This is a genomic window from Photobacterium nomapromontoriensis, from assembly GCF_050336815.1.
Taxonomy (GTDB): Bacteria; Pseudomonadota; Gammaproteobacteria; order Enterobacterales; family Vibrionaceae; genus Photobacterium; species Photobacterium nomapromontoriensis.
This window is the reverse complement of the sequence record NZ_JAKJSL010000020.1, coordinates 1-21,953: the sequence shown is the minus strand read 5'-3', so window position 1 is coordinate 21,953 and position 21,953 is coordinate 1. Positions and strand designations below refer to the sequence as shown.

Below are 21,953 nucleotides of genomic sequence, written 5' to 3'. Positions count from 1 at the left end.
AAAGCCCGTGCACTTAAAATAATGCATCCAGCTCTTGTTCAACCCACAAGTAGCTCATCCCCATCAGCAATTCGACATTCGACAACCGTCCGTAAGCGACAAGCGTCTGATCTTGCTTTCTTGCGGTTTGATCTTCGAAAGGATTAATCAATGTTTTCTGAGTGATGGCATCTAACCACGTTGAACCAAGCGCACAGGTATTACCATATAAAATGATCTTGTTGATATTGAGCGTAATGAGAAAATTATATAGCGACTGACCAATGATATGACCCGCGTGCTCAATAATATCGAGTGCGAGTGCATCACGCTGCTCAAAACGCGTAATAAAATCATCAAATGACACCAAAGGAGGAGACGGTGGCTGTAATTGCGCCCGTTGCCGGTATTGATCACACATCGCTTTGGAAGACGCTTCTGTTTCTAAACAACCCTCACGGCCACAACCGCAGAGAATACCGTTATCCGCCACTTTGGTATGGCCAATTTGACCACTGCCAAACATCTTGCCTCGGTATATATTATTGTTAATCAAAAAAGAGGAGCCGATGCCATAGTCGACATTTAGCACACAAAAATCGTCACCATTGTGCCCATCTAACCATTTTTCAGCCAGTGCTATCATAACGCAATCATTGTCGACCAGCACATCAACCTTTAACCGCTGCTCTAGAATATATTTCAGTTCAATCGTTGCCGTCCAAGGCGCTTGTGGCATACGCATAGAAGACCCCACATGAGTGTCGACCTGACCATGTACGGCAATTGATAAGCGATAAGGTGACGTTCGGTTAGCTTGTCGGCATGCAACAATGACCGACACGATCGCCTCAATCAATGCCTCTGGGGTTGTCGGTGCTATCGGTTGATGAATAAAATCAGAACATTGATTAATTTCATTATCCACCATCACCGCTTGAATACATGTCGGGGATACATTCAAACAAATGGTATCAGGACGATGGCGTGAAACCCTATATAGCCCTTTAAAGTTACCCTTGCTGACAACCGTTGCAGCGGTATTTTCTACTCGTCCTTCTTCAATGAGCGAGGCGATAATATTGCTCACGGCCGGTATACTTAACTGGGTCGCCTGAGCCAATTGCGACTTACTCAATCCTTTATGCTGGTACAGTAACGCCATAATAATACGACAATTATATCGACGAACTTGTTGGTTATTGAGGCCAGAATTGGCCGAACGATTAAATGTATTAGTAATCATGGTTTAGTATTCGTTGTGATATTGGTATCACTTATCAGCAAGCCGTAGACATACAGTAAGACCTGCAAACTATCACAGTTATAAAAGGGTTTATTGATGGCAATTCACACACTAGAGAATGGTCAGTTAAAAGTCGTCATTAATGAGACAGGCGGGACAATTGATGCCTTCACCTATAGCAACCAATCGCCATTCGATATTCTGCGGCCTCGCTTAGTCGACAGCACAAATTTCGCGGGAAACAGTAGTTCATTTCCCATGTTGCCAATGGTGAATCGCATTCGTGGCAATCAGTTTACTTGGCAAGATCGGCATATCATCCTCCCCGTCAATGAGGCTATCGATGCGGATTTTTTTCTCCATGGCAATGGCTGGCTCACGCAATGGCGATGCAAAACACCACCGCTCACCGCCTCTACGAGATCACTATCCACCAACACAATGCTTCCCCATGAGCCATCACTGACATTGACCATGCAGTCACACATTCCCGATGTCTGTCGCTATACCGCCGAACAGTATTTCCAGCTGACCCATTCCGGTTTAACCATCACATTACGCTTGACCAATACCGGACAACAGCCCTTCCCTTTTGGGCTGGGATTTCACCCCTTTTTCCATTGCCTGCCTGATACCTTGGTCCAGTTTTCAGCAGAAGGCATGTGGCTTGAAGGGACAGATTATCTTCCAACCGACTATATGACACCGATTCCTGACGCGTTTAATTTTTCACACCAGAAACCGATCCCCTCGATGTGGATGAATAATGGCTACAAGGTGCATGAAGGCGGTATCAAAATAAGATTACAGCACCCCAATGGCCTATCCATCCAGATGGTCAGCCCTTGCCAATATTTACAAGCCTATAAACCCGAGGGCGACAGTGACTTTCTGTGCCTGGAGCCTCAAAGCCAGCATGTCAATGCGCACCATTGTGCTCACCATGACAGCCTCACCATCCTAAAGCCAGATGAAAGCATGAGCATCACAATGTCAATTACCATTCAGCTAACAGCAACAGATTAACTCTCCGGCTGCCGATCAAAACTTAACGTTCGTGGTCGAGCAGCCACACTTTAATGTCCAATCCACCACTATAACCGGTGAGTTTACCTGAGCTACCGATCACCCGGTGGCATGGCACAATAATAGGAATGGGATTTTTACCATTTGCCCCACCGACGGCCCGCACAGCGTTAGGGTTACCTATTTGCTTGGCAATATCACCATATGAACAGGTCGAACCATAATCAACACTCTGCAACGCCTGCCATACCGTGCGCTGAAAGTCAGTCCCCTGCATATTTAAAGGCACATCAAACTGGGTACGTTGACCGGAAAAATACTCCGTCAACTGCTGGCAGCAACAGCCTGTCACGGCATTAGGCGTTTGGGCCTGCTCAGGATCGGCATGCAGTTCAATCGCGGTAATCCCGGCATCATCAGCGATCACATTCAGCCAACCCAACGGGGTGTCGATAAGTTGATTGTTCATTCCAACGTATTCCATAAATATAAAGTGAGATAGCTACGCCACGGCGCAGCACGTTCAGGTTGACAATATACCTGCTGAAGGCTTTTTTTAATCCCGAGATCCCCGTCTAAAAAGATATCCGGATCACTGAAACCACGCATCCGCAGGTAATTCACCGTCCATGGACCAATACCGGGCAGCGCCAATAATGCGTCATGATCCTCCAGCGCTTGCTCGGTGGCATAAGCCGCAAACTGTCGCAGCGTCTCCCGCCGTCGGGCAGGCATCCCTAATGCCTCTAGATCGACATTCAGCAACTGTTCTGGTGACGGAAAAAAATGGTAGCCATCACGATTATCAGGGTTCATTGCCACCAGCTGTGTCACCAGATTACGCGCCGCTTTTATCGACACCTGCTGACCCAATATTGCCCGTATTCCTGCCTCAAACGGACTCCAAATTCCAGGTAACCGCATGCCCGACATCGCCAGTGCAGGGATCTCGAGTGCCTGCTGAAGCGCATGATCAATCAAGACAGAGTTAGCGTCCAGATCGAGGCAGCGACGGATATTCCTGATCACTTTCGGCAACATGGTTAACTCGAATAAATAAATTTCCACCTCAAACAATGATCGCGCCGCACAATGCCGCGCCGTGAACCAACCAACGCCGATTCCGTCGCTAAACGTTCGGCCATAATGATCCTCACCCACCCACTCAAGTCCCTTGATCATTCTTCCGGCATAGAAGGCCTGAATAGATCGCCAATCGTACGGCGGGCGGTAGGCCAAGGTCACACGTATCGGTTCACCACTGTCTGCTCGATTGCCGCCTTGCTTGCGTACCACCGAGGGGGCAAGGGAAAATTGCATCTTAAAACAATCATTGAAACGACGAAGACTACCAAAGCCACTGGCCAAGGCAATCTCGGTGATCGGCAATGCTGTTTCATGCAGTAATTTTTTGGCCAGCAGGCATTGCTGATAAAGGCTGTAGGATTTTGGCGACATGCCAATCGCTTGCTGAAACAGCAGCCGAACATACCGAGGGCTGACCCCCAGTCGTTCGGCAAGCGCTGGCAGGGATCCATCAACCAGCCCCCCCTCATCAATTAAACTCAGCGCACGATGAAATGTAGTATTGGTGCCGCGCCATGCAGACGATCCCGGCGCACTATCTGGCCGGCAACGAAGACAAGGGCGATACCCTGCTTGGGCGGCCAAAAATGCCGTCTCAAAATACTCAACATTCTTTTCCAAGGGAGGCGGTGCAGGACACACGGAACGGCAATAAATACCGGTTGTTTTAACCGCGGTAAAAAATAACCCATCATAGCGATGGTCACGGGCCAGACGGGCTTGCTGACACTGTCGCGGTGGCATCATGGTTGGAGACTCATCCGGTTTATTGACTATACCTTCAAGTCTACACTCCGCCCATAACAATACTCGCCACTTTCGGTAGTGGTTATGAACCGCTATTATTCAGCTGCAAAAGATCCCATTTATTGCCATAAAGATCTTGAAAAACCACCACGGTGCCATACGCTTCAACCCTTGGCTCTTCGTTAAATATCACCCCATTGGCTTTCATTTGCTCATAGTCTCGCCAAAAATCATTGGTCTGAAGAAACAAAAATACCCGTCCCCCGGCTTGATTGCCCACCGCTTGCTTTTGCTCGTCACTACTGGCTTGGGCTAGCAATAAATTGGTTCCCGTCGAATTGGGGGGTGACACCTGCACCCAGCGCTTTCCGCCGCCTAAGTCGGTATCTTCAACGACAGTAAACTGAAGTTTGGTGGTGTAAAACGCTATCGCATCATCATAGTTATCAACGACCAATGCGATATTACCGATTTTTTGTTCGACAAGTTGAGACATAGTTGGATCCTTAGTGCAAAAACAGCGTTTGCGTTATTCAGTCATTAGCGGCAATAAAATACCCCAAGACCCCTTTGGGTATTGAGGCTGATTATGTTGTTACAGCGGCAATGGTTAATGATACTGGCTCAACGAAGCCAATATCGTATCACGCTGTTTCTGCAACGGTGCCATATAACGCTTCATCGGTTTACGCATTCGATAAGCTGAGAAGGTATTTCGCACACGTGCGACCAAGAACAGGCCATAGAACCCAGCCAGTGACGCGCCAGCCATCATCGTTTGCTCTACATACTCACACCCCAAATAATAGCCAGCAGGAACAAGAAATACAGCCGCAACGATCAGAAGAATAAACAGCACGGGTGATACATTAAAATAAGCTTGCATCGGCAGCGCTTGTGACACTCGATTTTTACTCAGGTTGTAACACGTTTCTATGTTATTGACGTATTGGTAGCCTTTTCGCCTTAACACAACATTGGTCAGCCATAAGTAATCACCTTTATCCGCTGTACCTAGAGCACTCTGCGGTAAATTCACTGTGTATACGTCACTTTGGCTTTTGGGCACGCTTGGTGCAAAGCGTCAATGGCCTCTGGCATCAGTTTTTCGGCACTGAATAGCGCACGCTCATGTTGTAATGCCTCACCGCAACCTGGGCAGTGCACATCGTTAAGATAGGTCTTTTCACCACAATAATGATGAGTCAATGTCTTTTCCTTATCGGCCCTTTCAGAGAACAAGCTGGCTTGGATGTTCATTAAAAACAATCCGCCCCGTACTTATTACAGATAAGAATTATATCGTAAGACATGATTCAGCAATAACAATTTAGATTTTTTGTCCTATATTTTCAATATGTTGCGTGAAAGCAAACCACCCATCGCAACGAATTAAAGCGACCAAACTGTATTGGATACGATAAGTTTATTCGCTCGTAAGAAAACGCTCTTCTTTGACATACTCAAAAACACTGAAGTCGTCAGTGGGATCGGGCTGAAATTCATTTATTTTTACAAACCCAAATTTCTCATAAAAATGGTGGTTACGGTAGGCTTTCGACGGCGTGAGCAATGACCAATGATTCGCTTGTTCATAATGCGCTTCAATGAGTCCTATCACGCTGGAGCCAATGTGCTTATCTTGAAACGCTGTACCTAAATATAGATACTTAATATCAACAGATTGTTCACCATCAAACACCATGCATACGCCACCAGCGAGCACGCCACCGTGCAAAATGTTGAAGAAGTGACCCTGTGCAATTTGTGCCTCAATCCACTCTATTGATTCAATGTTAGGTGGAAACGAACCGTACTGGTTGAAGTCATCTTCAAACGCGTCAAATGCTCAATCTTGCAGTAACTTGGCATCCTGACATATGGCCAATTTTATTTCGGTCAATGGCATCATTAATCCCTTATCAATGAACCCGTTATTTTAATAACGACATATCCCCAAGTTACCTCAACATGCGAGCATAAGGTAAGTTCAATCTGCTAAAGAGAAAACTCAATACCTTTTTTTGCGAGATCGGACTTGGTCTTGCAACCATTTTATCGCCCAGAAGGTTTGCGTCGTTAGACGTAGTGAAAGGTATGATTGGCTACTATTCGCATTGCTAATTATTAACGTAAAGCATCGTGAGCTAGCCAGGGGATAAGTAATGGGCCTTCATAAGAAGACCCATTGCGGTTTTATTTATCCATATGTAGAACAGTTCGGATTGACTCGCCTTTGTGCATCAATTCAAACGCTTCGTTGACATCTTGCAGCCCCATGGTATGAGTGATGAATTCTTGCAGACCAAATTCACCCGCTATATAACGGTTAACGATTTCTGGTAGCTCAGAGCGACCTTTAACGCCACCGAAAGCAGAACCACGCCATACACGGCCTGTTACTAGCTGGAATGGACGTGTTGAGATCTCTTGACCTGCACCCGCCACACCGATAATCACTGACTCGCCCCAACCTTTGTGACAGCACTCTAGAGCCTGACGCATCACGTTAACGTTGCCGATACACTCGAATGAGTATTCAACGCCGCCATCAGTCATTTCAACAATCACATCTTGAATTGGCTTGTCGAATTTCATTGGGTTAATGCAATCTGTTGCGCCCAACTGCTTCGCTAGCTCGAATTTGCTTTCGTTGATATCAACACCGATGATGCGGTCTGCGCCCGCCATACGAGCACCAATGATCGCTGAAAGACCGATACCACCAAGGCCGAATACAGCAACGTTATCACCTTTTTCAACTTTCGCCGTGTTTAGTACTGCACCCATACCCGTGGTCACACCACAGCCAAGCAGGCAAACTTCTTCAAGTGGTGCTGCTTTGTCTACTTTCGCCAATGAGATTTCAGGTAGTACCGTGTACTCAGAGAACGTTGAACATCCCATGTAATGGAAAATGGTTTCGCCATTGATAGAGAAACGACTAGTACCGTCAGGCATCAGGCCTTTCCCTTGGGTTTCACGTACCGCTTGGCAAAGATTCGTTTTACCTGACTTGCAGTATTTGCATTCGCCACACTCTGCAGTGTAAAGCGGGATAACATGATCGCCGACCTCAACACTGGTAACGCCTTCACCGATCATCTCAACGATACCGCCACCTTCATGACCTAAGATTGAAGGGAAGATACCTTCTGGATCATCACCTGAAAGTGTGAATGCGTCAGTATGACAAACTCCAGTAGCAACGATACGGACCAGCACTTCGCCCGCTTTTGGAAGTTGTACGTCGACTTCTTCCATTTTAAGTGGTTCACCAGCAGCCCAAGCCACCATTGCTTTTGATTTAATTGATGTTTGACCCGGTTTGATTTCAAGTGTCATTGGTTTTTCCTTATTGCTTACTTATCGACAGAAAAGTATGCATAAATAATAGTGTAAGCGTCAGTTTGACATAAGCGACGTTGAGTTTAGCTCACTCGCTATCACGCTTTGTTGGGAAGTAGTATAGAGGCTCAAGGATATTTGATAATCCGGCAAAAAAGAAAATGATTATTACCAATGTGTAATAATTAACTTCTAGATCGCGAAAGCGATATGTTCAGAAGAAGAGTGCTGGTTTTCACCGCTCTCGATGTATACCTAGGTTACCTCAAGATGCGGGGTTCAGAGCGAGTGTACAAAATCACACCCAAAGGGCGAACGCTCTGAAGTCACTGAGGGATAAGTTGTGATCTGGGCATTTTATTTACTGGATATTGATAATATCCATAATAATGAGAAATTTTTACTATATAGCCAATAATCCTCTTGGATTCAAAACACATCAAAACAGTTTTTATGCTTGTTTTTAACCGATACAGCAGGAATACCTGCCGCCCACACTACAAAATAACCATCTAACTCATTGTTATAAAATAAAAATACACAATAATTACCATGTGGTAATAGTGTTTTACTTGTTACGCTCATTGTCTGTTATTTGGTAACAGCTATGATGACTCCATCGAAACACGCTGCCCCGAGCCAACAAGCAATATCTCATATACGGGGTAGTAAGGCAGATTAGGCAGAAAGCAAATCTAATCCGGTTTCATCATTTTCATACTCATCGCCAACCCGGTGAGTAACCAAAACTATTAATCATTTAACGGAGCTTTATCATGAGCAATGTATTTTACATGCCCCCTGTTACCCTTATGGGTCCTAATGCAATTCAATCTCTAGGTGCTGAATTAGCATCAAAGGAATTGAAAAAAGCACTTATCGTTACCGACAGTGTATTGGTTGAAGTAGGTCTTGTTAATAAGTTAACAGATGAGCTAAAAGCACATAACTTAGATTTTGTTGTTTTTGATGGTGTTCAACCTAACCCAACTGAGAAAAATATCGAAGATGGTCTAGCATTACTTGCACAAAGCAATGCAGACTTTGTGATTTCATTTGGTGGTGGTTCTTCTCACGATACAGCAAAAGGTATCGCCTTAGTTGCAGCTAACGGTGGTCATATCCGTGATTACTCGAAAGGTGTACACCTATCTAAGAAACCACAACTTCCATTGGTAACCGTGAATACAACAGCTGGTACAGCTTCGGAAATGACAGTATTTGCTATTATCACAAACCAAGAAGATGAAACTAAATACCCCGTCGTTGATAAACATTTCACGCCTATCATTGCGGTGAATGATTCTGAACTAATGGTCGCTATGCCTAAATTCCTTACTGCAACAACCGGGATGGATGCATTAACCCACGCCATTGAAGCCTACGTATCAACTGCCGCAACACCAATCACGGATGCGTCAGCAATTAAAGCGATTGAACTGATTGTCGCAAACCTAGAAACAGCGGTGAATGACGGTGAAAACCGTGAAGCACGTGATGCAATGCAATACGGTGAATACCTTGCAGGCATGGCTTTCTCAAATGCATCTCTCGGTTATGTACACTCAATGGCTCACCAATTAGGTGGCGTTTACAACCTATCCCACGGTCTATGTAACGCAATTCTCTTAGCTGAAGTCTCACGCTTTAACGCTAAACAAGTACCAGAGCGTTTTGTTCATATTGCTAAAACAATGGGTGTTGACGTATCGAATCTAACACAAGAGCAAGCAGTAAATGCAGCTCTTGAAGCGATTGATGCACTCTCTGAAAAAGTAGGTACTAAGCAACGTTTAGCAGATCTTGGTGTGACAGAAGATAAACTCGCATTCATGGCACAAAATGCCCTTAACGATGCCTGCTCGCTAACAAATCCTCGCCAAGCAAACCTTGCTGAGATTCTTGCGATCTTCAAAGCACGGATGTAATAACCAATAAAACCCACAGAAGGTTAAAGCTTCTGCTTTAACCTTCATCATTGAATAAGACGGTAAACTGCATGACAACATTAACGGATAAGCCGGGTATCACCTTACTTAAATCAGGTTCTTTTAAGCTCAATGATTTAAGTAAATTGCTAAACGTCGAAGGACTAAAAAGTGATATGGCAGAAGTTGCCGTTACAAATAACAGTGCTGAATTAACGATTGGCCATTTCACCATGTCACCCGGTGTCGGATTTGAATACTTCTACGATTCCGCTGAATACAAGGTGGTGACTAAAGGTAAAATTGTTATGCGCGATATGGAAGGCAATAAATATGTTGCTGAAGTGGGTGATGTGATTTTATTCGCTCCTGACGTGAATGTGATTTTTGATGCCGAAAGTGATGGTGAAGCGATTTACACCGCCCACCGAAAAGCGGCGGCTGATTTTGCACCGGCAAAATAACTAGCAATGACCTATAGTTAAAAGCCTTGAATCCTATTCAAGGCTTTTTTGTTTGCCCTGCGACGCTAGATACTGATGATCGAGAGCGGTGCTGAGGAGAGATAAAACTCAATGCCCTTTTTTGCGTGCACGGGCTTGGTTTTGAACAGTATTGACCATCTTGCCGAACGCTTTATCTTTGGCGCGCTTCTCTGCCAAGCTGGCACTGTTAAACGCCTGCTCTCGCATCAGCTTCTGGTAATTATTGAAGCGACGCAGTTCAACCGATCCATTCTCTATCGCGGCCTGTACTGCGCATCCCGGCTCTTGATCATGGCTGCAATCGCCAAACCGACACTGCTGAGCCAGCGCTTTTATCTCACTGAAGGTCTCTTTGATACCGTCTTCGCAATCGCTCAATTGCAGCTCACGCATCCCTGGGGTATCCATCAACAATCCCCCTTGAGGCAACCATTTTATCGCCCGGAAGGTAGTAGTGTGGCGGCCCTTGCTGTCATCCTCTCTGATCGCACCAGTTTCCATGACTTGCTGACCGAGTAAGCCATTGACCAAGGTCGATTTGCCAACTCCAGACGATCCTAGCAGCGCCAGCGTTTTACCCACTTTGCAATACCCTGACAACTCATTAAGGTGTTCACCATCAAGGGCATTGAGGGTATGTACTAGCAAAAATGGATCCAAGGCCTGTACCTGCAGGCGTTTTTCTTCCGCCTCGGCACATAAGTCCACCTTAGTCAGCACCACTATCGGCTCAACCTCCGCCTCTTTGGCAATCGCCAGATAGCGCTCGATTCGGTTAAGGTTAAAATCATCATTCAGTGAACAGACAATAAACACGCTATCCACGTTCGCCGCGATCAACTGCGACTCTACCTTCGTCCCTGCCGCTTTACGCTGAAACAGTGACTGACGTTCAAGCAGGCGTACCAAGCGCAGCTGCTTATCAAACAATACCCAGTCACCGACACAAACACGCTCGCTGTTTGGCGTCTGCGTCAGATTGAGTGGGCCCTGCTCACTCATCACCACCACATGGCTACGATGTTGTTCAATCACGCGGCCAAGAGTGAGGCTCTCTGGCTCATCCAAGCTAAGCTGCTGTTGAAAGTAAGGACGAAGCCCTAATTCGACGAGTGATGGATTACTCATTTTTTATACCTGTTCACTGATTGCTGGTTGCATCAACACACAAAAAAATAACGGCGCGAGAAGCAAGGGGCTGTTGTATTGCATCATAAAGTATAAAGCGATAGACAGGTCAAGAGTGCCATCGCCTCAAACTGCGTTGGCATTCGCTTGGTGATCACAGCTATCAGCAGAACTCGATGGCATGGTTAAAGACAACACCTTACGGTAAATATCAAAAGGCGGGTATTTCCGGAGACGTCCTGCTATTGCAAAATGTTCGCTTTACCGACAAAGTAGCGGCCAACTTAACTGACGACACGATCACTTAAACCGTCTCTCTTTGATTACATCAGGTCCCTTCAATGTCTAAATCTGACGCTTCTACTGCTAGTGAAATAATTGATAACTTTGTGGCACCAAAGTGCCTGGCTAGGGTAGAAATCCTTTATCAAGATGATGATATTTTATTGATTAACAAGCCGAGTGGTTTGTTAAGCTTATCGGGAAAAAACCCACTTAATTGGGATTCAGTCCATTATCGTTTAGTTAACGGCCAAAGTGCGACCCAAATGACACAAGCAACGCCTGCTTTTATCGATGCTAAATTACCACATCGGCTAGATTTAGGGACTTCTGGCATTATGGTGGTGGGGCTTAACGATACGGCCTCTAAAAGTCTGAATAAACAGTTTCAAGCACGGACAGTGCAAAAGCGTTACGTCGCGATGTTAGCGGGGTGGGTTGAAGCGGACAGTGGCCAAATATCGGCCCCGATTGCTAAAGATAAGGCTCTGTTTCCCCGCGTGAAAATTTGCCATGGCACGGGCAAAAGTGCCATTACTGACTATCAGGTAATAAGCCGTTTGGATAATCCCCCTAGAACGTTAATCCAATACACCCCTGTTACAGGTCGCACCCATCAATTGCGGATCCATAGTCTTGAATTTGGCCACCCTATTTTAGGTTGTGATCTTTATAACCACCCAGCACTCAGTAATAACGTTGAAGCGAATGACATCTCACAGCGCTTAATGCTCCATGCCAGCGATATTTACTTTTGTCACCCAACCACGGGTGAGCCTATTCATGGTCATAGCCCAAGTACATTTTAAGATTGAGTAAGCACATTGAAGGGCAAGAAGGCATTATTGCTAGGTCCCGGATTCATCTAGGCAAAAGAAAGCCTCGCTCATAGGGGTATCTTAGTTATTAAAAAAAAGCTCTGACCATAACGGCCAGAGCTTTTCGTTTAACCTAGTGATTCGCTAGATTTGTTCCCATGGTGAACCCGCAGATTCAGGTTTGTCACCTTTCGTCCACCATTTCGCCTTGTACGTTGTACCTTTGCGAGTGACTTTATTACCGCCATCATAGGCTTTGGTTGCGCTCCACTCTGCAACGGCACCGCTATCTTGCGCTTGCCATACATCCGACTGACCTGGGATATCACCGGTCGTCCACCACTTCGCAGTGTACGTCACACCATTGTAGATAACCGTGTTACCTTCCGTATAAACCGTGTCTTTATTCCACGTTGTCGCGCCTTGCTCTTGAGCTTTAACCGAAATCGTTTTGGCAGAATCAACGCTGTTGTTACCACCATCAATCACATTCACATGCACGTTAACCACTTGGTCCGCGTCAACCGTTGGCGCAGTCAATGTCATGCTGCGATCATTACCCGTCACCACCATGGTTAGGTTCTTATCGTTGCTCCAGGTGACAGTAAAGTTGCTATCGTCCACATCTTGAATATCAAGCGTTAGCGTTAGGTCTTGACCACTGTTAACCGTATCTTCCCCATTAATAGCAATCACTGGCGGGAAGTTCGCTGGCATAGGTTTTGCCGTTACAACCATCTCATCACTACTGGTTTCAGCATCTTGGTTCGTGACAGTAAGCACAAAACGATATTGAGTGATCGCATCCACCGCAGGCACCGTAACTTGAGCAACCGCCTGATTAGCCGATTGAATCGTCAACGAACCATCCACTGATGTCCATTGGTAACTCAACACATCATTCGCAGCAGAGGTTGAACGACTACCATCCAACACCACCACATCGTTATTGGCGATCAGCTCGATATCTGCACCCGCATTCGCTTGTGGTGCTGCACCTTCAGTATCATCGATGATGGTCACATCAAAGTATTTCTCAACACACTGACGGTAATCACCCTCAATAAATGCAGAGAAAGGCCCTTGATAAGCCACTAGCTGACATTTATACGTTGCGCCTGATGGCGTGTCTGGTGTCCAGCCCCAATCTTGTTCCCAATAAATACTTAGTGCGCCTGCGCCGCCGTCATCAAACTGCTTCATATCTGCGCAGCCAAGCACTTCATTCTCAGCGATTGGTACACCTAAATAGTTAGCGAAATTACGATAATAATCGATACGGTTTTGCGATTGCTTATGCTCGCTACTGCCGCCACATTCCACACCACCGTTGATGATTTGCGTGGTCACGCCGAACCCCGGAACCAAGCCATTAGCAAGATCACGTTCGTTTGGCTGCCAAGTGCCATCAATCACATGCAACATGCTTGGTTTTGGTGGCTGCGGATATAAGTAGAAGAACACTGCGCTAGCAAGGTTCAACCATGTGTCTGCAACTAGCTCTGGCTCATTAAGAAGTTTGTCTACGTTGCCGTAGATAGATTGAGAAAATGGACCGTAATTATAGTTGTAACTTAGCTGCTTAGATCCGCGACCGAAATAACTCTTGTAGCTACCGTCCGCAAATGTACCGCATGGATAGGCTTGCGCTTGCCATAGTGAAGGATCGCAAACGCCATAACCGCCAGCGGTGCCCTCTTCCCAGCCCACTTCACGCAAATAGAACAAGCCTTGTTGCCACTCAGGGTTATCGCTGTGCGGGTTGTGTCCGCCCGTTTCTTGAGTGAAATGAGCAAACATGGTCGCCAATGATTTACGACAGATCGCATCTGAATCACGGCCATCGCTGTAAGTGCCACAAAATGCCGGATACTTACCAATCGCCTTTAAGAAATTAAGATAAGTATATTTTTCATCACGCTCAGGAAATATTTCATTCCAAGACGCTTGATTAACAAGGCGCTCCACACGTTTTACGTTTTGCGGATTGCTCACCGCGTTCACCTGAATCGCTTCAACGGTTTCGTTGTCCAACGTTTCAATAGCATCTTTGACAAGTTGCAATCCCTCAGGAGCACTGGCAATAACATTCGCCTCGTCTTGTTGCAGTTGGCTTAACGTCATCTCATGTGACTGTGCAAAAGCGGAAGAAGAAAGAATTGCAAGCGCGATAGAAGATAGATGCAGAGATTGAATTCTGATCATATGCTGTTTCCTAATTATTATTAACATTTGGTCGGTAACCATCATTAATGAAGGTTCGTTGACAACGTTTTATTGACGATTATTTTCGACCGATAGCATACTAGAAAAAGGGGAACTTACAGCCTGAACTAAGGACGTTATTATGAGACAAACATCGAGGAAATAGCATAATTTCATGAACTGTGAACTAATATCACATTAGGTTTCTTTGTTACAAAATATTCAGCCACGGATCAGAATGCATTATTTCCCCTCCAATCTGCGAGTCAATAACCAACCCTGAATTAAAATGAAAGCAGTTTGTCCCTAATACTTTCGTTAGTATCTAACTTATTGGTTTCCCTTTTTTATCAAATTCATTACGACACGGGTAATTTATGATTAAGAGCTTGAATTCGCTCAATGCCAGACGCAACATCAGCGTCTTGGGGATGAAATTAAATTAACCATGACGAGAGTGATGTGAAAAATCACGAGGAGATCACGCAGTTGAGTGAATCTGGCTCATGTGAAAGTAACTATTGATCGTTTGTCAGCGGAGGGCATTATTCGTTTAATTGACCGCAATGAAAAGAACATGGGGTCTGCACGATTCTGATTGCTTTGAGCGAAGGTAACGACAATGACTACATTAGATATACAAAAACTGACGACTGAATTTCCGTTGTTAAACAAGATGATTGCACTTGAAGAAGTGAGCTGGTTTAACCCTAACATCACGAGCTTAGAAGAAGCGTTGCCTTATGTGGGGCTAGGGAAAAGTAACATTGAAGACGCCAGCCAGCGTTTAAGCCGCTTTGCCCCTTATTTAGTCAAAGCCTTCCCTGAAACAGCGGCAATGAATGGCATCATCGAATCAGACGTGCTTGAGATCAGCAGCATGAAGACGAGTTTGGAACAGCAATTTGGCACACCGATCACCGGTCGCCTGATGTTAAAAAAAGACAGCCATTTGCCGATATCTGGCTCGATCAAAGCGCGTGGGGGCATCTATGAAGTGTTAACTCACGCCGAGCAGCTGGCGATAAACGCGGGCTTACTCGCGGAATCAGATGATTACAGCAAGCTGTTTAGTGAAGAATTTAAACAGTTTTTCAGTCAGTACAGCATCGCCGTCGGTTCGACAGGTAACTTAGGCATGTCGATCGGTATCATGAGTGCAAAACTGGGCTTTGAAGTATCGGTTCATATGTCAGCAGATGCGCGTCAATGGAAGAAAAACCGACTGCGCTCGCATGGCGTTAACGTGGTGGAATACGAGCAAGATTACGGCGTAGCCGTTGAGCAAGGGCGTAAAGAAGCTGAAAAAAATCCAATGTGCTTTTTCATTGATGATGAAAACTCTCAGAGGCTTTTCCTTGGCTATTCAGTCGCGGGTGAGCGTTTGAAGAAACAGTTTGATGACAAAGGCATTCTTGTTGACGAAAACCACCCACTGTTTGTTTACTTGCCGTGTGGTGTCGGCGGTGGTCCTGGTGGGGTGGCGTTTGGTTTGAAAATGGCGTTTGGTGATAACGTCCATTGTATTTTTGCCGAGCCAACCCATTCGCCATGCATGCTATTGGGTGTGCATACTGGCTTGCATGACGCCATTTCCGTTCAAGACATTGGCATCGATAATATCACCGCAGCCGATGGGTTAGCCGTGGGCCGAGCATCGGGGTTTGTCGGCCGTGCAATGGAGCGTTTATTGGATGGCTATTACACCATGACCGACGAAGCCATGTATCAGCAATTAGACCGCTTAAACCAGCAAGAAGGCATTAAACTGGAGCCATCGGCATTAGCGGGCATGATGGGGCCGGTTATTGTGTCGAAAGATTTGCCATACCAAGCTCGCATGCAGTTTGACGACGTGAAAATGCACAACGCAACACACCTTGTTTGGGCAACGGGCGGCGGTATGGTACCTGAGCTGGAAATGGCCTCTTACCTTGACAAGTCCGGCATTAAATCTGGCAGTAAATAATGCAAAACATGTCCTCCTATCCTGTGTAGTGCTTCACTTGAGCATGGCACAGTAGTGAAGATTTAACCGCTTTTAACCCGTGATAGATAAAAGCGGTTAACTTAAATGTCGATGAATTTATAGTAGCAAAAGTTGAAGTCTCCACACGCAAGTCAAAAGGTAACAACAACACACTGGCTCCGAATTAACATGCATGATGGCTACTTCAATAAAATCTTTAAAAACGGTTTGAATAAAGGGGATTGGTTACTAATGAGCTGCAAACTCACTACAACTAAATACACAGACAAACATCAAAACAAGCTCATATCTAACGATTTCAAACCAAGTCGTATAACTAAATATCAAGTACTCGAATAGGCCAGAACTAGTTAATCAATCACAACCATCACAAAAAAAGTCAAAGTTACTCACCAAATGTCGGTATTTCACGCTCTGTAGCAGAGATACTAGGCCGACACTAATAACGTCATAATCAAACCCCTAATAGCTAGGGTTAACTCATACAGGAACAACACCTACAACGGCAACGGTGTTGTTCCTGCTATAACATAGTTTAAACGTTACATTTCAGCAGCAGGTGTCCACGTTGACATCTGAATAAACCCGATATCAAGCGGTGGGTGTTTTTCTATCAGTGCTTTTACTTCTCGGCTGACAAACACCCTATCGCCAAAGTGTTCCACTCTAAAAATAGTTAAGTGTTTGGGGTTTATTTTGCTAAGTTTTTCCTGAGAGAAAACCACTCTAGTAATTTCCGATTTGATCTTCTTCAGTATGAGATTGCCATCTTCATCAAATACATCTGGATCAAATTCAGATAACTCAAAATCAAGTACATCGAGTGAACCAAAAGTGTTTACTGCGTAATAATTTTCAACATATTTCTCATCGATGCTTCTGATCACTGCAGGTACAAACTTGGTTGCGTAATAGTCTAAATCTCGCAGTTCTTTATAGATTCCACGGCTAAAAATCGGCACACAGGAGGCTTCATGAGCATTAGTGTAGTTATGCACAATGCCAGCTTTCTTGTCTTCATCATGAAACATGTTTTTGAAAATTACGGGGCGACCATCAAAGGGGATTAAATGCCTAGCAACATCGAGTCCATAAGGGTTCGGCGTTCTTGATAACACAAGATTACTGTCATCATTTACAGTTTGGAGTATAAGAAAAAAGTCTTCCGTGGATAAATGCATTGATTAGGCTCCTATTTTGGGCGTCCAGCCACCTGACCAGTTGATGGTTTTGGTTTCATTGCGGTTAGTAATGGTTTCACCAATGTGGTTTCTTCCTGTTTTTTTGCAGGCTAAGCGACTCGCTTTACGGGCAGGACCAATATTGTGGACATTACAGCACCCATCACCGCCGTTCTTAAAGTAATCGTGGATATATGTTAGACGCAGTTCAAAGTTAAGGATTTTCTTTAGCACTTGGGCGCTAATTTCATCAGCTTCTTTATGGACATTAGCTTTTCTGGCGCTGTCTGAATAATTTTTATTACATACATCAAACTCAGCAGCATTCTCGTTAATCATTCTTTCTACCACTTTATGATACGCCTTGGGATCTATATTTCTGTCAGGATGCGAACCGCGGTGTAGTTGTATACCAAGGTGACAGGCGCCTGGGAGAGTGGCCGGAAATCCAGCCAAATTTGGCAGTAGATTAATATCATACCCCTCTCTAGACAGTATTTTTGCCACAAAACAACTATTAGCTGCTTTCGAGGTAATTAAGTGGTGCGTTTCCATGTGTACGCCAGCCAGATAGGGGTGCGTATCAGCCGTAAATTTCTCATTTATTTCGCTAATCCATCGCTGCCGATACTGCTTATCTTTTAGTATAGGGGCTATATCACCCTCATCATTCGCAATTTCAGAATCATGTTCAGATACTATGCTAGACATAGGTTAAGGTACCTCCAAGATGTCGTGGTCTTTTATGTTGTTTTCTGCAATGTCTGCATTCATCCGGTCTATCATTACGTTCGCGTGTCACTCGTGCAGTGCGGTTAACAAATGCTTTGGTGACACCGAAGCCACGCGCAAGACAGAGTTCCCCAATCTGTGCCATGCGTTTCTGGATATTAAGAAGGTTTTCAACCATATTAGTGAAGGCTGTTAGGGCTTTTGATGCATCTTGAAGTCGGTGTTTTGCACGGCAAAGTTTGCCATTGTATTGGTAAGTCTTGCTGTAAAGGCGGCTAATCGGGCTGCGGCAGCTGTACCACCAGTAAACAAACCGACAGCGATAGCCAGCAGTACTTCAAGCAAAATATATGTGCCACCAGCTCCAGCGTTATAGGTATAGAAATTGGGAGGGATAGTACTGAATATCCGATTAAAATAATTTAGAAAAGTCGTAATCAACGGACTTTCATGTATCACACCAAGGAATACCGCATATTGACTAGAATGACGAATTTCAAAATACAAATCAGGATCGATGTCTTTTAATGGCCCTTCGATAAATTGTGCGATACCACCAAGGTTGCAGAGCCGCATATCATCAAATAACTGCATGATATCATCACGATGATCCCAAAGTTTTTCGGCACCGTCGATCTTAGCTATTGTTTCGTTGTATGCGTGAATGGCACCTTCTGGGGTAAATAGGTCTTCAATTGCATCCGGTACTAATGGGCTAAGAACATATTCAGCGAATACATCTCTTTGAATTGTGCTTAATTGCCGTGATTGTACATCGCATCAAAAAAAGAGATCTCGCCGTTGCTAAAGGAGGCGACATTTTTTACGCCTTTTTCTAGAACTTCTCGATAGCGGCGTTCTGTATCCTCATACGCATATGTGGCGTAGTTCGCTGCACTATCCCATCCGACCTCAACCCACGTTTCAAGAGTGCCCCCAAAGTCTTGCCAAAACTGAAGACTGAAAAGTTCGAGGTTATCCTTAATCCATAACTCTGCACCATCGGCTACCCCATCTGCAAGACTCCAATTGCCAACATCATTCCACCGTTTATTGAATGGCTTCATATGTCTGAGTATATCTTCATAGGTGTCATGCAGATCAGCGATAACATCTATTACCTGCGCCTCAATTTCAGCGTTAATGCCTTCTTTACCGTAGATCTCAATTAATACGTTAACTTGTTCTTGTGGAATGTCCTCAATTACGTAAGTGCCTGGCTCGTAGAGCTCGGTTTCTTTCGCTGTTTGAAGATCATAGGAATCAGTATTATTCAGAACGGTTTCATTTGTATGTGAGGTTGATTCACCCACTGCATGCACTGTGATACTGCCGGCATCTGATTGAGTTCGTACTTCAGCATTCAAAAATGGAATTGCGGTATCCCACGGGTCTTGAAAACTGGCAACAATTTTCATCCAGTTTAAATTATCCTTAGCGTATTTTCTTTCTTGTGATATAGCTTGTGCTCGTGAAAAAGGTAAGGGATCAGGTTGCTGATCTGGTATCTCGCCCAGAGGAATATTTGATAGTGATTTATCAATCGGTTCGCTGCGTAAAAGATTTGAAAACTGACTATCAGACGGCTCGCCCAGAGATGTATTTAATGACGCATTATCGGATGCTCTATCTTCGGATAGCCCATCGAGAGTGACAGGAATACCTGCATCGCCTATAAACACATTGCCGCTTCCCCCAATGATTACACCGCCGTGAGATGTACGATCTCCAAGCCGTGCCGCTGGTTTGCCATTGATAAAGACTGATGATGAGCCAGCGCTGATTTAATCTGGTGGTCCACAGCAGACCAGAGCATCACCTTGTCGCGCTGCGGGTATTCCGTTAATAAAGACCCTTGACTGACTGGGCCACCGACATGAGGGACTTTTCCTGTACGTTTGGGGCAGACGTGATTATCGCCTACACGAGCAGCTGGTTTTTTTAGACATGGCATTCTCAAAGGGTTAATTTTGAGAAAATTATCTGGTCAAAAAGGTGTGTAGCAAGTTGGATTAGACGACTATGCGAGTAGTTACACACAAAATTGATTTACGAATATATAAATTTCATCCAGTAACGAACGACATTCTCATAAAATAAAACTAAGTAGTTAGCAACATCACAAGCTATAGAGTTAACGCAAAGCTAAAATTGCCGACTACTCTTTTTAATCCTGATTACGTTAAGATGCATTTAACTCATTAACTGTCGCTGAAAGCACCTTATAAATCTATAGTTAAATGTCGCTGAAAGCATAAAGTGTCCTATTAGTGTTTTATTCATCAAACAGTTATGACGAGTTTAAAAGTATAAAGCGTCCCAAAATAAAAGCATAAGATGTCTTTTTTCCAAAGTAACTCAACCTGAGTATTTCTGGCAGTAAGAAAGTTACTTACATGAAACCAACCACACATGAAACCAAGTCTTCTGTGACTCATTTTTGTCGGATAGACGACACTCGTTACCGAGTGCCGCCCTCCTAAGAACCGTACGTGCAACTTTCACTGCATACGGCTCAAGCCTCCGCTAAGGCGTATTACGTTACCCAGCAACCTAGATAGCAGTTAAAGCAGGATCAAACCAAGAGTGACGGCTTTCCTTTTTCGGCTTCCTCTTTGCCAAGTAATCTTGGTGCTGAGGATCGAACGGTGTCGCTACACTTCGGATCTTCACATGTCTTTTAATTGGCGTTTTCGCTATTTGAGCCAAGTTGTAGTGACAGTCCATGTTCGCGATTTTCTGCCAACCATGAAATTGCCAACCACCACTTCTGTTCATGTAGTATTTGCGCCTTACCCAGTCTTTTGGTTTGGTGGGATGACGTCTTACCGCCCATCGCCACAGCAACCAGAAGATTTGATGACCGAGATAACCGAAAGTACATTTTGCAACGCAGTGGCGATAATAATTCGCCCAACCCTTCAGTTTAGGGTTCAATAGTCTGATAAGATCATTGACTGGCATTGTTGCGTGCTTCTTGATGAGTTCACGCAAGTTTCCCAAGAAGGAGAGAACGTTAGTTTTACTCGGTTTGATGAGCAGCTTGCCTTTGTACTTCCTGAGATTAAAACCCAGAAAATCAAAGCCATCATCTATATGAGTAAGGTGCGTTTTCTCTTCAGAGAGTGCCAACCCTCTCTCTTTTAGAAAATCAATCAGTCGTGGTTTGACTTCGTTAACAAGAACATCTTTTGATGAACCTGTTATCACAAAATCGTCCGCATAGCCTATAAAGTTAACTCGTTCTCCCGATTTCTTAGCCACTTCTTTTACGAGCTTTTCTAAACCCGCAAGTGTCAGTAACATAAGCGTTGGGGAGATAATTCCGCCTTGCGGAGTTCCTTCTGATGTTCGGTAGAACAAGCCCTTATCGATATAACCAGAGCCTAACCACTGCTTCAGCATCCTTTTGTCTATTTGAACATTATCAAGTAGCCATTCATGCCCAATCTTGTCAAAGCAAGCTTTAATGTCACCCTCTAAAACCCAACGGCCTGAACGCTTAAGGCACAAGCATTTGAAGCATTGTTGAATTGCATCTGCCGTACTGCCCCCTGTGTCAGGATAGTTGTCACTGTCAAAAATCAATCAATTTAGAGGGGCGGAAACAGAGGAAATATGTCTCGTTATTCACAAGAAAGAAAAGAAGCTATCTTGAGAAAGTTGTTACCACCGTTGTCTCGCTCTGTCGCTGAGATAGCAAAAGAAGAAGGCATCAGTGAGGCAACGCTGTATTATTGGCGAAAACAACTTCGACAATCAGGAGCCGTTG

At 44.8% G+C, this 21,953-nt stretch carries 20 protein-coding genes and 3 pseudogenes; 7 read left to right on the top strand and 16 right to left on the bottom strand.

All coding sequences use genetic code 11. From position 1 onward, the window contains the following. Nucleotides 1-13 precede the first annotated feature (13 nt). Nucleotides 14-1,225: an ROK family transcriptional regulator gene (locus L4D12_RS06215; RefSeq protein WP_428446960.1), complete on the bottom strand. Its 1,212-nt coding sequence runs from the start codon at nucleotides 1,223-1,225 to the stop codon at nucleotides 14-16. Nucleotides 1,226-1,321: 96 nt separating this feature from the next. Here L4D12_RS06215 and L4D12_RS06210 point away from each other — a divergent pair, with 96 nt between their 5' ends. Beyond that, the gene (locus tag L4D12_RS06210; RefSeq protein WP_428446959.1) at nucleotides 1,322-2,251 is read left to right on the top strand and encodes an aldose 1-epimerase; all 930 of its coding nucleotides are present in this window, start codon (nucleotides 1,322-1,324) and stop codon (nucleotides 2,249-2,251) included. A gap of 22 nt (nucleotides 2,252-2,273) precedes the next feature. On the opposite strand, the gene L4D12_RS06205 is transcribed toward L4D12_RS06210, so the two are convergent. From L4D12_RS06205 to L4D12_RS06175, 7 genes and pseudogenes are all read right to left on the bottom strand, one after another. Continuing rightward, complete coding sequence (locus L4D12_RS06205) at nucleotides 2,274-2,720, bottom strand: methylated-DNA--[protein]-cysteine S-methyltransferase (protein WP_428446958.1); 447 nt, start codon at nucleotides 2,718-2,720, stop codon at nucleotides 2,274-2,276. After that, nucleotides 2,717-4,084, bottom strand: coding sequence for a DNA-3-methyladenine glycosylase 2 family protein (locus L4D12_RS06200; protein ID WP_428446957.1), 1,368 nt, complete (start codon nucleotides 4,082-4,084; stop codon nucleotides 2,717-2,719). Before L4D12_RS06200 ends, L4D12_RS06205 begins: the two co-directional genes overlap by 4 nt. An 82-nt stretch (nucleotides 4,085-4,166) precedes the next feature. Next, nucleotides 4,167-4,580, bottom strand: a complete 414-nt coding sequence (locus L4D12_RS06195; RefSeq protein ID WP_428446956.1) for a VOC family protein — start codon at nucleotides 4,578-4,580, stop codon at nucleotides 4,167-4,169. 114 nt (nucleotides 4,581-4,694) lie between these two features. Then, the gene (locus L4D12_RS06190) at nucleotides 4,695-5,123 is read right to left on the bottom strand and encodes a hypothetical protein (protein WP_428446955.1); all 429 of its coding nucleotides are present in this window, start codon (nucleotides 5,121-5,123) and stop codon (nucleotides 4,695-4,697) included. After that, on the bottom strand, nucleotides 5,120-5,344 hold the full coding sequence (locus tag L4D12_RS06185; RefSeq protein WP_428446954.1) for a hypothetical protein: 225 nt from the start codon (nucleotides 5,342-5,344) through the stop codon (nucleotides 5,120-5,122). Before L4D12_RS06185 ends, L4D12_RS06190 begins: the two co-directional genes overlap by 4 nt. Nucleotides 5,345-5,510: 166 nt before the next feature. Beyond that, nucleotides 5,511-5,900, bottom strand: a pseudogene (locus L4D12_RS06180) (GNAT family N-acetyltransferase); the annotation flags it as partial. Nucleotides 5,901-6,280: 380 nt separating this feature from the next. Further along, nucleotides 6,281-7,429, bottom strand: coding sequence for an S-(hydroxymethyl)glutathione dehydrogenase/class III alcohol dehydrogenase (locus tag L4D12_RS06175; RefSeq protein WP_428446953.1), 1,149 nt, complete (start codon nucleotides 7,427-7,429; stop codon nucleotides 6,281-6,283). Nucleotides 7,430-8,208: 779 nt separating this feature from the next. Between L4D12_RS06175 and L4D12_RS06170 the strand changes: the two genes are divergently transcribed. Together L4D12_RS06170 and L4D12_RS06165 are read left to right on the top strand one after the other, a co-directional pair. Further along, a complete protein-coding gene (locus tag L4D12_RS06170) occupies nucleotides 8,209-9,360 on the top strand; it encodes an iron-containing alcohol dehydrogenase (RefSeq protein ID WP_428446952.1) in 1,152 nt (383 codons plus the stop codon). A 71-nt stretch (nucleotides 9,361-9,431) separates the two neighbouring features. Then, nucleotides 9,432-9,824, top strand: coding sequence for a hypothetical protein (locus L4D12_RS06165; RefSeq protein WP_428446951.1), 393 nt, complete (start codon nucleotides 9,432-9,434; stop codon nucleotides 9,822-9,824). 108 nt (nucleotides 9,825-9,932) lie between these two features. Here L4D12_RS06165 and rsgA read toward each other — a convergent pair whose 3' ends face one another. Further along, entirely contained in the window at nucleotides 9,933-10,973 is a 1,041-nt protein-coding gene (gene rsgA, locus L4D12_RS06160) for a ribosome small subunit-dependent GTPase A (protein ID WP_428446950.1), read from the bottom strand. Nucleotides 10,974-11,149: 176 nt separating this feature from the next. Here rsgA and L4D12_RS06155 point away from each other — a divergent pair, with 176 nt between their 5' ends. Both L4D12_RS06155 and L4D12_RS06150 read left to right on the top strand, forming a co-directional pair. Next, nucleotides 11,150-11,281 (top strand): hypothetical protein, encoded by a 132-nt coding sequence (locus L4D12_RS06155; protein WP_428446949.1) that lies wholly within the window; start codon nucleotides 11,150-11,152, stop codon nucleotides 11,279-11,281. Nucleotides 11,282-11,314: 33 nt separating this feature from the next. Then, nucleotides 11,315-12,064 carry an RluA family pseudouridine synthase gene (locus tag L4D12_RS06150; protein ID WP_428446948.1) on the top strand — a complete coding sequence of 250 codons (750 nt, stop codon included), beginning with the start codon at nucleotides 11,315-11,317 and terminating at the stop codon, nucleotides 12,062-12,064. A gap of 153 nt (nucleotides 12,065-12,217) precedes the next feature. Here the strand turns inward: L4D12_RS06150 and L4D12_RS06145 are convergent, their stop codons facing one another. After that, nucleotides 12,218-14,278, bottom strand: coding sequence for a chitinase (locus L4D12_RS06145; protein WP_428446947.1), 2,061 nt, complete (start codon nucleotides 14,276-14,278; stop codon nucleotides 12,218-12,220). Nucleotides 14,279-14,900: 622 nt separating this feature from the next. On the opposite strand from L4D12_RS06145, the gene dsdA reads away from it, so the two are divergent. Then, complete coding sequence (dsdA, locus tag L4D12_RS06140) at nucleotides 14,901-16,247, top strand: D-serine ammonia-lyase (RefSeq protein ID WP_428446946.1); 1,347 nt, start codon at nucleotides 14,901-14,903, stop codon at nucleotides 16,245-16,247. A gap of 563 nt (nucleotides 16,248-16,810) precedes the next feature. On the opposite strand, the gene L4D12_RS06135 is transcribed toward dsdA, so the two are convergent. The 6 genes and pseudogenes from L4D12_RS06135 to L4D12_RS06110 all read right to left on the bottom strand — a co-directional run. Next, nucleotides 16,811-17,449 (bottom strand): imm11 family protein, encoded by a 639-nt coding sequence (locus tag L4D12_RS06135; RefSeq protein ID WP_428446945.1) that lies wholly within the window; start codon nucleotides 17,447-17,449, stop codon nucleotides 16,811-16,813. A gap of 3 nt (nucleotides 17,450-17,452) precedes the next feature. Then, nucleotides 17,453-18,160 carry an AHH domain-containing protein gene (locus L4D12_RS06130; protein WP_428446944.1) on the bottom strand — a complete coding sequence of 236 codons (708 nt, stop codon included), beginning with the start codon at nucleotides 18,158-18,160 and terminating at the stop codon, nucleotides 17,453-17,455. Between the two features lie 213 nt (nucleotides 18,161-18,373). Continuing rightward, nucleotides 18,374-18,775 (bottom strand): hypothetical protein, encoded by a 402-nt coding sequence (locus L4D12_RS06125; RefSeq protein ID WP_428446943.1) that lies wholly within the window; start codon nucleotides 18,773-18,775, stop codon nucleotides 18,374-18,376. A 161-nt stretch (nucleotides 18,776-18,936) separates the two neighbouring features. Further along, nucleotides 18,937-19,863, bottom strand: coding sequence for a hypothetical protein (locus L4D12_RS06120; protein WP_428447107.1), 927 nt, complete (start codon nucleotides 19,861-19,863; stop codon nucleotides 18,937-18,939). Continuing rightward, nucleotides 19,852-20,135, bottom strand: a pseudogene (locus L4D12_RS06115) (PAAR domain-containing protein); the annotation flags it as partial. The pseudogene L4D12_RS06115 and the gene L4D12_RS06120, both read right to left, overlap by 12 nt. Before the next feature lie 599 nt (nucleotides 20,136-20,734). Then, nucleotides 20,735-21,730, bottom strand: a pseudogene (locus L4D12_RS06110) (reverse transcriptase domain-containing protein); the annotation flags it as partial. A 69-nt stretch (nucleotides 21,731-21,799) separates the two neighbouring features. Between L4D12_RS06110 and L4D12_RS06105 the strand changes: the two are divergent. Beyond that, the coding region (locus L4D12_RS06105) for a transposase (RefSeq protein ID WP_428447096.1) at nucleotides 21,800-21,953 on the top strand (154 nt) is incomplete at its 3' end.

Excerpts from the sequence above, each read along its gene's own strand:
- L4D12_RS06150 (WP_428446948.1), top strand. The coding sequence starts at position 11,315 with ATGTCTAAATCTGACGCTTCTACTGCTAGTGAAATAATTGATAACTTT.
- L4D12_RS06195 (WP_428446956.1), bottom strand. The coding sequence starts at position 4,580 with ATGTCTCAACTTGTCGAACAAAAAATCGGTAATATCGCATTGGTCGTT.
- L4D12_RS06170 (WP_428446952.1), top strand. The coding sequence starts at position 8,209 with ATGAGCAATGTATTTTACATGCCCCCTGTTACCCTTATGGGTCCTAAT.
- L4D12_RS06165 (WP_428446951.1), top strand. The coding sequence starts at position 9,432 with ATGACAACATTAACGGATAAGCCGGGTATCACCTTACTTAAATCAGGT.
- L4D12_RS06185 (WP_428446954.1), bottom strand. The coding sequence starts at position 5,344 with ATGAACATCCAAGCCAGCTTGTTCTCTGAAAGGGCCGATAAGGAAAAG.
- L4D12_RS06205 (WP_428446958.1), bottom strand. The coding sequence starts at position 2,720 with ATGAACAATCAACTTATCGACACCCCGTTGGGTTGGCTGAATGTGATC.
- dsdA (WP_428446946.1), top strand. The coding sequence starts at position 14,901 with ATGACTACATTAGATATACAAAAACTGACGACTGAATTTCCGTTGTTA.
- L4D12_RS06215 (WP_428446960.1), bottom strand. The coding sequence starts at position 1,225 with ATGATTACTAATACATTTAATCGTTCGGCCAATTCTGGCCTCAATAAC.
- L4D12_RS06200 (WP_428446957.1), bottom strand. The coding sequence starts at position 4,084 with ATGATGCCACCGCGACAGTGTCAGCAAGCCCGTCTGGCCCGTGACCAT.
- L4D12_RS06130 (WP_428446944.1), bottom strand. The coding sequence starts at position 18,160 with ATGTCTAGCATAGTATCTGAACATGATTCTGAAATTGCGAATGATGAG.
- L4D12_RS06175 (WP_428446953.1), bottom strand. The coding sequence starts at position 7,429 with ATGACACTTGAAATCAAACCGGGTCAAACATCAATTAAATCAAAAGCA.
- L4D12_RS06135 (WP_428446945.1), bottom strand. The coding sequence starts at position 17,449 with ATGCATTTATCCACGGAAGACTTTTTTCTTATACTCCAAACTGTAAAT.
- L4D12_RS06210 (WP_428446959.1), top strand. The coding sequence starts at position 1,322 with ATGGCAATTCACACACTAGAGAATGGTCAGTTAAAAGTCGTCATTAAT.
- L4D12_RS06145 (WP_428446947.1), bottom strand. The coding sequence starts at position 14,278 with ATGATCAGAATTCAATCTCTGCATCTATCTTCTATCGCGCTTGCAATT.
- rsgA (WP_428446950.1), bottom strand. The coding sequence starts at position 10,973 with ATGAGTAATCCATCACTCGTCGAATTAGGGCTTCGTCCTTACTTTCAA.
- L4D12_RS06125 (WP_428446943.1), bottom strand. The coding sequence starts at position 18,775 with ATGCAGTTATTTGATGATATGCGGCTCTGCAACCTTGGTGGTATCGCA.
- L4D12_RS06155 (WP_428446949.1), top strand. The coding sequence starts at position 11,150 with ATGGCATGGTTAAAGACAACACCTTACGGTAAATATCAAAAGGCGGGT.